Origin of the sequence: Streptomyces sp. Root1310, assembly GCF_001426425.1 — a bacterium.
GTDB lineage: Bacteria > Actinomycetota > Actinomycetes > Streptomycetales > Streptomycetaceae > Streptomyces.
The window spans coordinates 300,119-313,504 of sequence record NZ_LMEQ01000002.1 but is presented as its reverse complement, the minus strand read 5'-3'; the positions used below and the strand labels follow the sequence as shown (position 1 = coordinate 313,504).

Below are 13,386 nucleotides of genomic sequence, written 5' to 3'. Positions count from 1 at the left end.
CTCGGTGCTTTCCAGGTTCTCGCTTTCGCGTTTCCCTTTCCGGCGGTTCCGACTCTATCAGATCCTTTCGGGCCTGATTCCCAGTCAGCGGGGGTTTGCCTTCCCGGCTGTTGGGCCGTTCCGACGAGTGAGACTTTAGCGGATTCCCGGCCCCCGAAGCCAATCGGGGCCCTGCGTCCTTTCGAACGCGGATTCCTCATTTCGCGAATACACACGACAACGACACGACGGCAGACGAATCGACTGCGTGTCGAGAAGTGGTTGGTACCTGCGGAATGGCTGTTCGGGGACCGACCGGAGTCGGCGCTCACGTCGAACAACTCGGAGAACACTACGTATCGGGTCGGGGTGTGTCAACTCATGTCCCTCGGGCACCCCTGAGGCGTAGTCTCACGGACATGACTACGCGTACGTGCACCCAGCTGTGGTGGGCCGCCTGACGGCGGCCGTGCTCACGTATGCACTCAACGGCCGCCGCTTCGGCGGCCGTTCTCGTTTCCCCCTCCAGGGTTCCAGGGGGTCGGCCGGCCGGAGTGGCGGTCTCGACCTGGAGGTGGAGAGATGAAGCGGGTCTTCAGCGGGGTCAAGCCGACCGGACATCTGACGCTGGGGAACTACCTGGGCGCTCTGCGGCAGTGGGCCGAGGTCGACCAGCACCGGGCGGACTCGCTGTTCTGCGTCGTCGATCTGCACGCGCTGACCGTGGAGCACGATCCGGCGCGGGTGCGTCGGCTCACTCGGCAGGCGGTGACGCTCTTGCTGGCGGCGGGACTGGATCCACGGCTGTGCACCCTGTTCGTACAGAGTCATGTGGACGAACACGCGCGGTTGTCGTATCTGCTCGAGTGCGTGGCCACGGACGGCGAGATGCGGCGGATGATCCAGTACAAGGAGAAGTCCGGGCGCGAGCGGGAGCGCGGGGGCGGTGTGCGGCTCTCGTTGCTGACCTATCCCGTGCTGATGGCGGCGGACATCCTCGCCTACGGGGCCGACGAGGTGCCGGTCGGTGACGACCAGGCCCAGCATGTCGAGCTGACGCGCGATCTGGCGGTGCGGTTCAACCAGCGGTACGGGCACACGTTCGTCGTACCGAAGGCCACGCATCCGGCGGTGGCGGCGCGGGTGATGAACCTCCAGAAGCCGGCGTCGAAGATGGGCAAGAGCGACGACTTCGGGCCGGGGATCGTCTATCTGCTGGACGAGCCCGATGTGGTGCGCAAGAAGGTCATGCGGGCCGTCACCGACAGTGGGCGGGAGGTCGTGTACGACCGGGAGGAGCGGCCGGGGCTAGCCAATCTGCTGGAGATCCTCGCCGCGTGCACGGGCGGCGAGCCCGAAGCGCTGGCCGGTGCCTACGGGTCGTACGGCGCATTGAAGAAGGACACGGCCGACGCGGTCGTCGAGGTCCTGCGACCGGTGCAGGCCAGGCACCGGGAGCTGTGCGCGGATCCCGTCCATGTGGACGAGGTGCTGCGGGACGGGGCGGCGAGGGCCCGGGCGATGGCTCGGCCGGTCGTGGACAGCGCCTATCGCGCGATCGGGTTGCTTCCGCCCGCGGCGGAGCCGGTGGCCGATCGGGTGCTGAACGCGGTGCGGTAGGCGCGTGGGCTGGTGGCGAGGCGCGATGCGAAGTGCTGGCGCATCGTGACCTCGCTGCCGAAGCCGGCCCGCCGGGCGACCTCGGGCATGGGGAGGTCGGTGCGTTCGAGAAGTTTCTGGGCCGCGGCGATGCGCTGGTCGAGGAGCCAGCGCAGGGGGGTCGCGCCGGTCTCGGCCGTGAAGTGGCGGGCGAAGCTGCGGGGGGACATGCCGGCGCGCGCCGCCAGTGCGGCGACGGTGAGTGGTTCGTGCAGGTGGCGCAGGGCGTGGTCGCGTATGGCGGCGAGGGTGTCGGCGTCCCGGTCGGTGCGCGGGGTGGGGTGTTCGATGAACTGGGCCTGGGTGCCGGTGCGGAAGGGGGCGGTGACCATCGAACGGGCGATGGTAGCGGCCGCTTCGGCGCCGTGGGAGCGGCGGACCAGGTGGAGGCAGAGGTCGATGCCCGCTGCCGTGCCGGCCGCGGTCCAGATGTTGTCGTCCTCGATGAAGAGGGCGTCGGGAACGACGGTGACCCGGGGGTGGCGGGTGCGGAGGAGTTCGATCAGGCCCCAGTGGGTGATCGCTCGGCGGCCGTCGAGCAGGCCGGCCTGGGCGAGGGTGAAGGCTCCGCCGCACAGCGCCGCGAGGGTGGTGCCGCGGGCGTGGGCGCGGCGGAGGGCGTCCAGGACGGGGGCGGGTGCGGGGGTGAGGTGGTCGTCCAGGCCGGGGACGAGGATCAGGTCGGCTCGGGAGAGCCAGGCGAGGGTGCGGTCGGGGGCGAGGGCCAGGCCGCCGCGCATCGGGACGGAGGCGCTGTCGGTGGCGACTCGGCGCAGGTCGAAGGCGGGGGCGCCGCGGTCGGTGCGGTCGGTGCCCCAGACCTCGGTGATGACGGAGACGTCGAAGGCACGGATGCCGGGGAAGGCGACGAGGGCGACCCGGTACGCAGGCTTCATGGCTGGCAGTAAATCATCGATCGCTGTCTTCCGGCCTGCTGGGGTGCGAGGGGTTCCGGCGGCAGGATCGGCGCCATGGATATCGCGGAGAACGCAGCGCTGGTGGTCATCGATGTGCAGAAGGGCTTCGAGGAGCTGGACTTCTGGGGGACGCGGAACAATCCCGGGGCGGACGACAACATCGCCGCGCTCATCGACGTATGGCAGGCGACGGGGCGGCCGGTCGTGTTCGTGCGGCACGACTCGGTGAAGCCGGGGTCGCCCTTGCGGCTGGGGTATGAGGGGAACGACTTCAAGGAGTACGTGGAGGAGCGGCGCGGGAAGGGCTCGGGGGCCGAGCTGGTCCTGACCAAGACGGTGAACTCGGCGTTTCTCGGAACGCCGGATCTGGGCGCCTGGCTGGCCGCGGAGGGGATCTCGCAGATCGTGGTGGCCGGGATCCAGACGAACATGTGCGCGGAGACGACGGCGCGCATGGGCGGAAACCTCGGGTACGACGTGGTGTTCGCGTACGACGCGACGTACACGTTCGACCTGGAGGGTCCGTTCGGCTGGCGGCGGAGTGCGGAGGAGCTCGCGCAGGCGGCGGCGGTGTCCCTGCACGGCGGCGGGTTCGCGCGGGTGGTGACGACCGGGGAGCTCGTGGGGGCGGCCGGTTCCTGACCGCCCCGGGCGGCTTCAGTCCTTCTTGCCGGAGGCCAGTTCGCGGCTGCGGTCGCGGGCGGCCTCGAGGGCTGCGATCAGCGCGGCCCGTACGCCGTGGTTCTCGAGTTCGCGGATGGCGTTGATGGTGGTGCCGGCCGGGGACGTGACGTTCTCGCGGAGCTTGACCGGGTGCTCGCCGCTGTCGCGGAGCATCGTCGCGGCGCCGATCGCGGACTGGACGATGAGGTCGTGGGCCTTGTCGCGGGGCAGGCCGAGCAGGATGCCGGCGTCCGTCATGGCTTCGACCAGGTAGAAGAAGTACGCCGGGCCGGAGCCGGAGAGGGCGGTGCAGGCGTCCTGCTGGGACTCGGGCACCCGGAGGGTCTTGCCGACGGCGCCGAAGATCTCCTCGGTGTGCGCGAGGTGGGCGGCGGTGGCGTGGGTGCCGGCGGAGATGACGGACATCGCCTCGTCGACGAGGGCGGGGGTGTTCGTCATGACGCGCACGACCGGGGCGCCCGCGGCGAGACGCTCCTCGATGGAGGCCGTGGTGATGCCGGCGGCTCCGCTGATGATCAGGCGGTCGGCGGGGACGTGCGGGGCGAGCTCGTCGAGGAGGGTGCCCATGTCCTGCGGTTTGACCGTGAGGATCAGGGTGTCCGCGGTCTTGGCGGCCTCGGCGTTGGTGACGGGGGTGACTCCGTAGCGGGTGCGGAGTTCTTCGGCTCGTTCCGGGCGGCGGGCGGTGACGAGGAGGTCGGCGGGGGGCCAGCCGCCTCGGATCATGCCGCTGAGGAGGGCTTCGCCGATTTTGCCGGTGCCGAGGACTGCGACTTTCTGGGTCATGGCTGGAGGGTCCTCCGGAGGTGTGCGTCGTCCGTCGTCCGGGGTCATCCTCGCACCGGGGGTGGGGGGTCGGTCCGGGTGTCCGGTGGGCGGACTGCGGTTTTCCCGCTCCGCTCCCGCTCCCGCCCCTGCTCCCGCTCCCGCCCCGCCGCCTCTGCCCTTCCCCTTGTCCTGTCCTGCCTGTCCTGCCTGTCCTTCCTGTCCCTGGGGGCTGTGCCTCGGACCGCCTCCGGCTGGACGGTCTCGTTCTCGAACGCCGGACGGGCTGAACGGGCTGGTTGGGCTGGTTGGGTTGGACAGGTTGGACGGTCACGCTGTGCGGCGTCGGAGGGTTGCCGCTCCCAGGCACAGGACCAGCAGAGCACAGCCGCCGACGATGAGGACGTCGCGTACGAAGGTGGCCGTCATGTCGGTGTGGGTGAGGACCTCGTTCATGCCGTCGACCGCGTAGGACATGGGGAGCACGTCGGAGACGGCTTCCAGGGCCGGGTGCATGGTGTCGCGGGGGGCGAAGAGGCCGCAGAGGAGGAGTTGGGGGAAGATCACCGCCGGCATGAACTGGACCGCCTGGAACTCCGAGGCCGCGAAGGCGGAGACGAAGAGGCCGAGGGCGGTGCCGAGGAGGGCGTCGAGGAGGGCGACCAGGAGGAGGAGCCAGGGGCTGCCCGTGACGTCCAGGTCGAGGAACCAGACCGCCAGGCCGGTGGCCAGGGCCGACTGGATGATCGCGAGGGTGCCGAAGGCGAGGGCGTAGCCGGCGATCAGGTCGCCTTTGCCGAGGGGCATGGCGAGGAGGCGTTCGAGGGTGCCCGAGGTGCGTTCGCGCAGGGTGGCGATGGAGGTGACCAGGAACATCGTGATCAGCGGGAAGATGCCCAGGAGGGACGCGCCGATGTTGTCGAAGGTGCGCGGGCTGCCGTCGAAGACGTAGCGGAGCAGGAACAGCATCACGCAGGGGATGAGGAGCAGCAGCGCGATGGTGCGGGGGTCGTGGCGCAGCTGGCGCAGGACCCTGGCCGCGGTGGCGGTGGTGCGGGAGAGGCTCAGGGCGCTGGTGGTGATCGGTGCGGGGACCGGAGCCGGGGTGGTGGGCGTGGTCGTGCCCGTGGTCGTGGTCATCGGGTTGTCTCCTTCGCGCGGGTGCCCTTCGTGGAGGTCTCCTTCGTCGAGGTCTCCTTCGTCGAGGTCTCCTTCGTGCGGGCCTCCTCGGTCGAGGTCTCCTTCGTGCGGGCTGCCTCTGTCGCCGCGTCCACCAGGTGCAGGAAGGCCGACTCGACCGTGTCGGCGCCGGTGCGGGTGCGCAGGGCCTCGGGGGTGGCGTCGGCGAGGATCTCGCCCTCGCGCATGAGCAGCAGGCGGTGGCAGCGCTCGGCCTCGTCCATGACGTGGGAGGAGATCAGCAGGGTCGCGCCCCGAGTGGCTGCGATCTCGTGGAAGAGGTTCCACAGGTCGCGGCGCAGGACCGGGTCCAGGCCGACGGTCGGTTCGTCGAGGACCAGGAGTTCCGGGGTGCCCAGGAGCGCCACGGCCAGCGAGACGCGGCTGCGCTGGCCGCCGGAGAGGTTGCCGGCGAGGGCGTCGGCGTGGGTGGTGAGGTCGACGTCGGCGATGGCCCGGGTGACGTTCTCGTGGCGGCGGTCGGCTGCCGCCCGACCCGGGTCGAGGATCGCTGCGAAGTAGTCGAGGTTCTGGCGGATCGTCAGGTCGTCGTAGACGGAGGGGGCCTGGGTGACGTAACCGATGCGGGTACGGAGGGCGGGGTGGCCCGCGGGCCGGCCGAGGACGTCGAGGGTGCCGGTGACCTTGTCCTGGGTGCCGACGATCGAGCGCATGAGAGTCGACTTGCCGCAGCCCGAGGGGCCCAGCAGGCCGGTGATCTGGCCGCGGGGGACGGTGAAGTCGAGGCTGCGCAGGACCGTGCGGGGGCCTCGGACGACGGTCAGGTTCTCGGCTCGCACGGCGGGCGCGGCGGGTCCGGCAGGCCCGGCCGGTGAGGTCTGCGGGGCCTGCGGGGCCTGCGTCGGGTCCTCGCCGGGTGGGCGCGAGCTCCGGTTAAAATTCATCATGCGATGAATAATGCTCCCGGGTGCGCTGGGGCGTCAAGCGGCATCGGCTTGCGGGGAGGGCGGGGCGAGTGGGGAGAGGCGCGCGGCTCGCCGCTGGGGGACGGTTCATGGTTCATGAGGGACTCGGGGGTGGTGCGGGCGCGCCGGGTGGCGGAGGCGTGCCGGGCGGGGAGGTGGCGGGGGCGCGCCCGGGCGGGAGGCGTGCCGGGGCGGCGCAGGCGCGTGGGGGCGGCGCAGGCGCGTGGGGGCGGCGCAGGCGCGTGGGGGCGGCGCAGGCGCGTGGGGGTGATGTTGGAAGTGGAGGTTCCGGCTCCTTCGCTTCCGTGTTCACCGGGTCACCACAGGAACCTCCCGTCCGGCCGGACGTTTCAACTGACAATGGAATTCATGCGCTTCCGGGCCAACGGGCTGGTTCCCCCTCGCTCCGGTCCGCGCAGCTCAGTCGCCGCGCCCTCCCCCGGCGCGGCGCGCCCACGCATCTCCCGTTTCCTCCTGGAGGTGCCGCCGTGTTGCTCCGTGGTGTCCGCAAGGCTGATCTGTTCGCTTCCTTCGTCGTGGTCCTCGTCGCGCTCCCCCTGTGTATGGGCATCGCCGTGGCCTCCGGTGTGCCCGCCGAGCTGGGGCTGATCACCGGTGTCGTCGGCGGGCTGGTGGTCGGGGCACTGCCCGGCGGCAGCCTCCGGGTGAGCGGGCCGGCGGCGGGGCTGACCGTGCTCGTCCACGAGGCCGTACAGCGCTACGGCGTGGCGGCGCTCGGCGTGCTCGTCCTCGCCGCCGGGCTGGTGCAGGTGGGGCTCGGTGCGCTGCGGCTGGGCCGGTGGTTCCGGGCCGTGTCGGTGGCCGTCGCGCACGGCATGCTCGCCGGGATCGGACTGGTGCTGGTCGCCGGGCAGGTGTACGCCCTCGGGGACGCGGCCGCGCCCTCGGGCGGGCTCGACCGGCTCGCCGGGTTGGGGGCGCTGCCCGGGCGGTTGGATCCGGTGGCGTTGTCAGTGGGGGGTGCCACCATGGTCGTGTTGCTGCTGTGGGGGCGTTGGCGGCGCGGTGCGCGGTGGGTTCCGGCGCCGTTCGTCGCGGTGGCTTCGGCCATGGGCGTGACGTGGATGTTCGACCTGGAGGTGCGGCGGGTCCAGGTGCAGGGGCTGTGGAATGCCGTACGGGTGCCGGGGGCGGCGGATCTCGGACGGCTGACGGAAGTGGGGGTGATCGGGACCGTAGTGGCGTTCGCGTTGATCGCGTCGGCGGAGTCGCTGTTCGGCGCCGCGGTGGACCGGCTGCCCGACGGACGGGGGACGGACTACGACCGGGAGTTGATGGCACAGGGCGCGGGCAACGCCGTGTGCGGGGTGCTGGGCGCGCTGCCGATGACGACCCTCATCGTGCGGAGCGCGGTCGCGGGAGGGGGAGGTGTCGTCTCCGAGGGGGCGCTGGCGGGCGCGCGGAGCAAGGCGTCGCGGGTGCTGCACGGGGTGTGGCTGCTGCTGTTCGCGGCGGCGCTGCCCGGGGTGCTGGGGGCCGTTCCGGTCGCGGCACTCGCCGGGCTGCTGGTGTACGTCGGCTGCAAGCTGGTGCCCTGGCGAGAGGCACGGAAGCTGTGGCGCGGGCAACGGGCGGAGGCCGTCGTGCTCGGGGTCACGGCGGTGGCGATCGTGACGGGCGACCTGTTCGAGGGGGTGGTGGTCGGGCTGGCGCTGGCCGTGGCGAAGACGGCGTGGGAGATCAGCCATGTGCACGTCGAGGCGGAGGACAGGGGGGACGACGGGCTCGTCGTACGGGTACGGGGGCATGCGACGTTCTTGCGGCTGCCGAAGCTCCTGGACGCGTTGGACGCGCTGCCGCACGACCGCGCGGTGCGGCTGGAGTTGGGCGGGCTGCGGCATGTGGACCACGCGTGTGCGGCGGCGCTGGCGGGATGGGCCGGCGCGCGCGGTCAGGCTCTGGTCGCGAGCAGCAGGACGACGTCGTAGACCTCTTCGACGTATCCCTCGGGGAAGGCCCGCATCAGGTGGTCGCGCTCCTCGGCGAGGAAGGCGGTGCTCTCCTCCTCGCCGTGGACCAGGAACAGCGAGTGGCTGCCGATGTTGGCCAGGTGCGTGTCGACGGGGACGCGGCGGCTCCAGCGGACCTCACGGCGGGTCAGTCCGAGGCGGCCCGTGGGGTCGACGACGCGGGCGTCCACGTTCTTGGTGTTCGCGGGGATGCTCTCCCCGAAGTACCGGTCGATGCGCCGGGCCGCCTCCGCCAGCCAGGGCACGTCGAGGGCGTCGGTGTTCCACCACAGCGCCAGAGCGCCGCCCGGACGCAGGACGCGCAGGGCCTCGGGGACCGAGCGGGCCGGGTCGGTCCAGTGCCAGGACTGGGCGTAGGTGAGGAAGTCGAGGGAGGCGGCGGCCAGGGGGAGGTGGTTGCCGTCGCCCCGGACGATCGGCACGTCGGGCAGGGCGTTGCGGAACTGCGCGGCCATGCCGTCCCCGGGCTCGACGGCGATGACGTCGGCGCCGCGGGCGTGCAGGAGGGCGGTCGCTATGCCGGTGCCGGCTCCGACGTCCGCGACCCGAGCCCCGGCGAGGGGGTGCCCGGCGAGATCCTCGATCGTGTCGAGGAGGGCGGTCGGGTAGGAGGGGCGGTTGGCGGCGTACTGGGCCGCGGCGGAGTTGAAGGAGTGGGCTCGGGTGGTGTGCCCGGGGGTGTCGGAGGAGGACGTCATGGGGCCATGGTGGCGGGAGGCGGGAGGGAAGGGGAACAGGGCGGGTCGGGGGTGGGCCTGGGGGGTGGATCGGGCCTGGGGGGTGGTGGGCCTGGGGGGGTGGATCGAGTCTTGGGGGGCGGGGTTGTGGGCCGGGTCCGGAGGCTGCTGGGTCCACGGACCGGGTCTGGAGGGGCGGGCCTGGGACCGGATCTGCGGGGCGGGCCTGGGAACCAGGTCTGGGAGGCGGGCTTGCGGACCGGAACTGCGGACCAGACCTGCGCGGCAAAGCCGCCCGGAGCTGCGCGGCGGGGCCTGCCGACCGGAACTGCGGACCAGTGCCTGCGCGGCGGGACCGCGGACCGGGCCTGCGGACAGGGGCGGCTGCGGCGACACGGTCCGTCCACTAGCCCGGCTGCCCTGTGGCACCGGCACGGGCACGGGCACCGGCACCGGCACGGGGAGGGGAGGTCAGTTGCGGCGGCGCTTCTTCGACGGGTTGCCCGTGCGGCGGGTGGAGCGGCGTTCGTACTGTTCGCGTGCCGTGTCGTACTCCTCGCGGTGGAGCCTCTCGCCGGGTGCCTCGGTGAGGCTGCGGAAGAAGTACGCGAGCAGCGAGCCGACGAAGCCGACGGCGAGCAGACCTCGCAGGGAGGCCTGGCGGTCGGGGTCGGGGCGCTTGGTGAAGCCTTCCCAGGTGTGGCGGAAGGCGAGTGCGGTGCAGACCGCGAACATCACGACGACCAGCAGCGTCACGAAGCTGCCCAGGTCGGCGATCGCGATGCCGTCGTAGGCGAAGCGCAGGACGAGGCAGGAGACGACGGCGGCGGCCAGGGAGCCGACGGCTACGGCGATGCGGCGGGCCGCGTAGCCCCGAAGGCCGGGGTCGTGGTCCACCCAGGTGGTGCCGAAGAAGCGCAGGGGCTCCGGGCGGGGCCCGGTGCCGGCGGGGCTTCCCGACCGGCCGGCGGGGGTGCTCGCCGCACCGGTCGAGGTGTCACGGGAGCCCGCCGAAGTGCCCGGGGTGCCGTTTTCGTCGCTCACGGGACGATTATGGCTCCGGGCGGGCGCCGGCTCCCGGGCGGGTTGCTCCTGGACCGGGCCGAGGCCGATCCCAGGCCGATCCCAGGCCGGTCGAAGGCTGGTCCAAGGCCGGTCGAAGGCCGATCCGAGGCCGGCCCGGTCGATGGCCGGGATCCCCGAGGCCCGGTCCGAGGCCGGGGTCACCGAGTCACCCGGTCGAAGGTCAAGGTCCCCGAGGGCCCGCGAGGGCCCGGTCAAAGGCTGGTCCAAGGCCGGTCGAAGGCCGATCCGAGGCCAGCCCGGTCGATGGCCGGGATCCCCGAGGCCCGGTCCGAGGCCGGGGTCACCGAGTCACCCGGTCGAAGGCCAGGGTCCCCGAGGGCCCGCGAAGGCCCGGTCGAAGGCCAGGGCCCGCGAGGGCCTGGCCGAGTCCTGGTCCGAGGTTGCGCCTCGGACCAAGATTCGGACCAAGATTCGGACCAAGACTCGGGCTACGACTCGGGCCAAGGCTCGGATCAGGGCTCGGGTCTTGATCCGAGCCCTGGGCTCGGCCCTGATCCGGCTCGTGATCGCTCCGGTTCGAGTTCTGATCAGGTCCCGCTCCGGGCACGGGTACGGGTCCTGATCAGGACTCCGGCTCCGGGTACGGACACGGGTCCTGATCCGGGGCCGAGTCCGGGGCCGGGGCCGGGGCCGGGGCCGAGTCCGGCTCCGCGGCCGAGTCCGGCTCCGGGGCCGGGGGCCGGCTGTCGTCAGGCGCAGTGGGCGGCCACGTAGCCGTCGCTGCCCGTCCGTACGTACGCGTCCGAGACGAACTGGCTGTCGGCGATGTTGTCCCAGATGTTCGTCGTGCCGTACGGGCCGGACACCGAGGTGCCCGGGGTCTGGCAGAAGATCGGGACCTTGGTGCCCTCGGCCAGGACCCTGACGACCGGGTAGCCCGTACCGGGGCCGCTGCGGACGTTCAGCCGGACGCCCGGCGCGATCGGGTAGTACGTGAGGGCCGCCGCGGCCGTCGCTACGGCCTCCGCCGTCCCGCCGTTCGCGACCTCTTCCACTTCCACACGGTCAACAGACATGAAAAATCCTCCCCCGTCGAACCCCATGACTGACATGGGGTCACGTTGATTCCCCCAAAACATGCAATGAAACACATGTGCAGGATTCGCACACGGAGGCTAGCAAGCCGCCTCTGTCCCGTACGACTCATCGACTAGGCTCCGTGCGTCGCGCGCGCGGTTGAACAGCACGGGGGTGGTTGGTCCATGACGCCACAGCGCAACACCGGGGCGGGCGCGGAAGCGGAACTTCCGGAATACGCCGGCCACTACCGCCTGGAGGAACGTCTGGGCTCCGGTGGCATGGGCGTGGTGCACCTGGCCCGGAGCACCTCCGGGATGAAGGTCGCGGTGAAGGTCGTCCATGCCCAGTTCGCCCGGGATCCCGAGTTCAGGGGCCGCTTCCGGCAGGAGGTGGCCGCCGCTCGGCGGGTGAGCGGGGCGTTCACCGCCCCCGTCGTCGACGCCGATCCGGAGGCCGAACGGCCCTGGATGGCAACCCTGTTCATTCCCGGCTCGACGCTCGCCGAGCAGGTGAAGGAGCACGGGCCCATGCGCTCGGGCGAGTTGCGGCGGCTGATGGCCGGGCTCGCGGAGGCGCTGCGGGACATCCACCGCGTCGGGGTCGTGCACCGGGACCTGAAGCCGAGCAACGTCCTGCTGGCCGAGGACGGACCGAAGGTCATCGACTTCGGTATCTCCCGGCCGAAGGACAGCGAACTGCGCACCGAGACCGGCAAGTTGATCGGTACGCCGCCCTTCATGGCGCCGGAGCAGTTCCGGCGGCCGCGGGAGGTGGGTCCGGCCGCCGACATCTTCGCGCTCGGGTCGGTGATGGTGCACGCGGCGACGGGACGCGGGCCGTTCGACTCCGACAGCCCGTACGTCGTCGCCTACCAGGTCGTGCACGACGAGCCGGATCTGACCGGCGTACCGGGGAACCTCGCGCCGCTGGTGGTGCGTTGTCTGGCCAAGGAGCCCGAGGACCGGCCCACGCCGGACGAGTTGATGCGGGAACTGCGGTCGGTGGCGGCCTCGTACGACACGCAGGCGTTCATACCGTCGCAGCGGGCATTGGAGGAGGCCGGGTCGGCGGGCGCGGCGGGGCCGAAGGGGGCGGAGGAGCCCGCGGGCGCACCGGACCGGGTCGAGGTGCGGCCGCGCGGCCGGCGCCGGCGGGTGGCCCTCGCGGTCGGCGCGCTGGTCGTCGTCCTCTCGGGCGGCGCGGTCCTCGCGACGCAGCTGCCCGGCGAGGACGACCCGGGCCGGGACGCGCGGGGCAAGGCGGGCGGCTCGCAGTCCGCGTCGTCCGCCTTCAGCCCCTGGAGCACGCGACCCGCGAAGGACAGCACCGGCGCGGGTGCCGGTACGGGCACGGGTGGCATGCCCCAGTGCACCTACGACGCGCGGCGGCTGCTCTGTGTCCAGAAGGGACTGGTGTCGGCGCTGGACGCGTCCGACGGTCGGGTGCTGTGGCGGCACGTCCTCACCGACGACGACGGGCCGACCCAGGCCCCGGTGCTCTCGGGCGGGCTGGCCCAGGTGATCACGCACTCGGGCAAGCGGATGGAGGCGCTCGATCCGGCGTCGGGCGCCACCCGCTGGCAGCGCGACCTGTCGGACTGTCCGGGTGTCCGGAGCGTCGGCGGCACCCTGTTGCTGACCGCGGCCGACAACACCGTGACCGGGGTGGACTCCGCGACGGGGAAGTCGGTGTGGAGCCGGCGCGTTCCGGGGCTGAACGAGCCGTACTTCACGGCGTTCCCGAAGGACCCGCTCGCCTATGCGGTGAGCACGTCGGACGACGGGCACACCCGGATCACGGCCGTGGATCCCGCGACCGGGAAGGTGCGCTGGGACGAGCGGCTCAGCGGCACGCTGCGGCTCGTCGGCACCACGGACGGCAGCCTGGTCCTGCTGTCGCAGGGCGAGGTCTACGGCTCGGTCGACGCCGTGGTCCGCTACTCCCCGCAGGACAAGGTGTCGCTGCGGGTGAAGCTGGGCGTCGCGCTCCAGGAGGCGCAGGCCACCGCGCAGGGCGACCGGGTCTACCTCCTGGCCTTCGACGGATCGCTCGTGGCCGTCGACACGCTCCTGGGCAAGGAGGTGTGGTCCCTCCAGACGGCGGTGAGCCGTGGTTCGGTGCCGACAGCCGACGGCGAGCACGTCTATTTCAGCGCTGCCGACGGACGGCTCCTCGCCGTGGACGCCGAGAAGGGCAAGCTCGTCGGCCAGACGGCGCTGCGGCTCGGCGCCAACTCGGACGAGGTGGTGGCCACGCTGCCCGCGCCCGAGGCGGTCGACGGCCAGGTCTACGCCGGAGCCCCGGACGGAACCGTCTTCGCGGTGGACGGACGGGACCCGGCGGACTGGTGAGAGCGGACGGCCGGCGCCGGGCCGGTGACAGCCTGACGCCGCGCCGGGCCGGTCACGGCAGACCGGCCACAACACGCCAGTCACCGCGGACCAGTCACCGCAGACCGGTCACAGCAAGCCGGTGAGACGCGCCGAGGGCCGCCTCCGTACCG

11 protein-coding genes are annotated in these 13,386 nt (G+C 72.2%); 4 read left to right on the top strand and 7 right to left on the bottom strand.

All coding sequences use genetic code 11. The features are described 5' to 3' along the window. Positions 1–561 precede the first annotated feature (561 nt). Positions 562–1,599 (top strand): tryptophan--tRNA ligase, encoded by a 1,038-nt coding sequence (gene trpS, locus ASD48_RS11065; protein WP_057601371.1) that lies wholly within the window; start codon positions 562–564, stop codon positions 1,597–1,599. Here trpS and ASD48_RS11060 read toward each other — a convergent pair. Beyond that, positions 1,527–2,534, bottom strand: a complete 1,008-nt coding sequence (locus tag ASD48_RS11060) for a helix-turn-helix domain-containing protein (protein ID WP_057601370.1) — start codon at positions 2,532–2,534, stop codon at positions 1,527–1,529. The genes trpS and ASD48_RS11060 overlap by 73 nt on opposite strands. A gap of 75 nt (positions 2,535–2,609) precedes the next feature. On the opposite strand from ASD48_RS11060, the gene ASD48_RS11055 reads away from it, so the two are divergent. Further along, the gene (locus ASD48_RS11055) at positions 2,610–3,197 is read left to right on the top strand and encodes a cysteine hydrolase family protein (RefSeq protein ID WP_057601369.1); all 588 of its coding nucleotides are present in this window, start codon (positions 2,610–2,612) and stop codon (positions 3,195–3,197) included. Between the two features lie 15 nt (positions 3,198–3,212). Here ASD48_RS11055 and proC read toward each other — a convergent pair whose 3' ends face one another. The 3 genes from proC to ASD48_RS11040 all read right to left on the bottom strand — a co-directional run bounded on the left by proC (position 3,213) and on the right by ASD48_RS11040 (position 6,091). Then, positions 3,213–4,025: a pyrroline-5-carboxylate reductase gene (proC, locus tag ASD48_RS11050; protein ID WP_057601368.1), complete on the bottom strand. Its 813-nt coding sequence runs from the start codon at positions 4,023–4,025 to the stop codon at positions 3,213–3,215. Positions 4,026–4,334: 309 nt separating this feature from the next. After that, positions 4,335–5,144 (bottom strand): ABC transporter permease, encoded by an 810-nt coding sequence (locus ASD48_RS11045; RefSeq protein WP_057601367.1) that lies wholly within the window; start codon positions 5,142–5,144, stop codon positions 4,335–4,337. Then, positions 5,141–6,091 (bottom strand): ABC transporter ATP-binding protein, encoded by a 951-nt coding sequence (locus ASD48_RS11040; protein WP_057601366.1) that lies wholly within the window; start codon positions 6,089–6,091, stop codon positions 5,141–5,143. Before ASD48_RS11040 ends, ASD48_RS11045 begins: the two co-directional genes overlap by 4 nt. A 506-nt stretch (positions 6,092–6,597) precedes the next feature. Between ASD48_RS11040 and ASD48_RS11035 the strand changes: the two genes are divergently transcribed. Next, positions 6,598–8,058, top strand: a complete 1,461-nt coding sequence (locus tag ASD48_RS11035) for a SulP family inorganic anion transporter (RefSeq protein WP_079073713.1) — start codon at positions 6,598–6,600, stop codon at positions 8,056–8,058. Here the strand turns inward: ASD48_RS11035 and ASD48_RS11030 are convergent. From ASD48_RS11030 to ASD48_RS11020, 3 genes are all read right to left on the bottom strand, one after another. Further along, the gene (locus ASD48_RS11030; RefSeq protein ID WP_057601365.1) at positions 8,022–8,798 is read right to left on the bottom strand and encodes a class I SAM-dependent methyltransferase; all 777 of its coding nucleotides are present in this window, start codon (positions 8,796–8,798) and stop codon (positions 8,022–8,024) included. The two genes, ASD48_RS11035 and ASD48_RS11030, sit on opposite strands and share 37 nt — an antisense overlap. Positions 8,799–9,248: 450 nt before the next feature. Further along, on the bottom strand, positions 9,249–9,821 hold the full coding sequence (locus tag ASD48_RS11025; RefSeq protein ID WP_057601364.1) for a hypothetical protein: 573 nt from the start codon (positions 9,819–9,821) through the stop codon (positions 9,249–9,251). A 731-nt stretch (positions 9,822–10,552) separates the two neighbouring features. Then, positions 10,553–10,879 (bottom strand): SH3 domain-containing protein, encoded by a 327-nt coding sequence (locus ASD48_RS11020; protein ID WP_057601363.1) that lies wholly within the window; start codon positions 10,877–10,879, stop codon positions 10,553–10,555. A gap of 186 nt (positions 10,880–11,065) precedes the next feature. On the opposite strand from ASD48_RS11020, the gene ASD48_RS11015 reads away from it, so the two are divergent. After that, positions 11,066–13,234, top strand: coding sequence for a serine/threonine-protein kinase (locus ASD48_RS11015; protein ID WP_057601362.1), 2,169 nt, complete (start codon positions 11,066–11,068; stop codon positions 13,232–13,234). Positions 13,235–13,386: the final 152 nt, after the last annotated feature.

Excerpts from the sequence above, each read along its gene's own strand:
- trpS (WP_057601371.1), top strand. The coding sequence starts at position 562 with ATGAAGCGGGTCTTCAGCGGGGTCAAGCCGACCGGACATCTGACGCTG.
- ASD48_RS11060 (WP_057601370.1), bottom strand. The coding sequence starts at position 2,534 with ATGAAGCCTGCGTACCGGGTCGCCCTCGTCGCCTTCCCCGGCATCCGT.
- ASD48_RS11055 (WP_057601369.1), top strand. The coding sequence starts at position 2,610 with ATGGATATCGCGGAGAACGCAGCGCTGGTGGTCATCGATGTGCAGAAG.
- proC (WP_057601368.1), bottom strand. The coding sequence starts at position 4,025 with ATGACCCAGAAAGTCGCAGTCCTCGGCACCGGCAAAATCGGCGAAGCC.
- ASD48_RS11045 (WP_057601367.1), bottom strand. The coding sequence starts at position 5,144 with ATGACCACGACCACGGGCACGACCACGCCCACCACCCCGGCTCCGGTC.
- ASD48_RS11040 (WP_057601366.1), bottom strand. The coding sequence starts at position 6,091 with ATGATGAATTTTAACCGGAGCTCGCGCCCACCCGGCGAGGACCCGACG.
- ASD48_RS11030 (WP_057601365.1), bottom strand. The coding sequence starts at position 8,798 with ATGACGTCCTCCTCCGACACCCCCGGGCACACCACCCGAGCCCACTCC.
- ASD48_RS11020 (WP_057601363.1), bottom strand. The coding sequence starts at position 10,879 with ATGTCTGTTGACCGTGTGGAAGTGGAAGAGGTCGCGAACGGCGGGACG.
- ASD48_RS11015 (WP_057601362.1), top strand. The coding sequence starts at position 11,066 with ATGACGCCACAGCGCAACACCGGGGCGGGCGCGGAAGCGGAACTTCCG.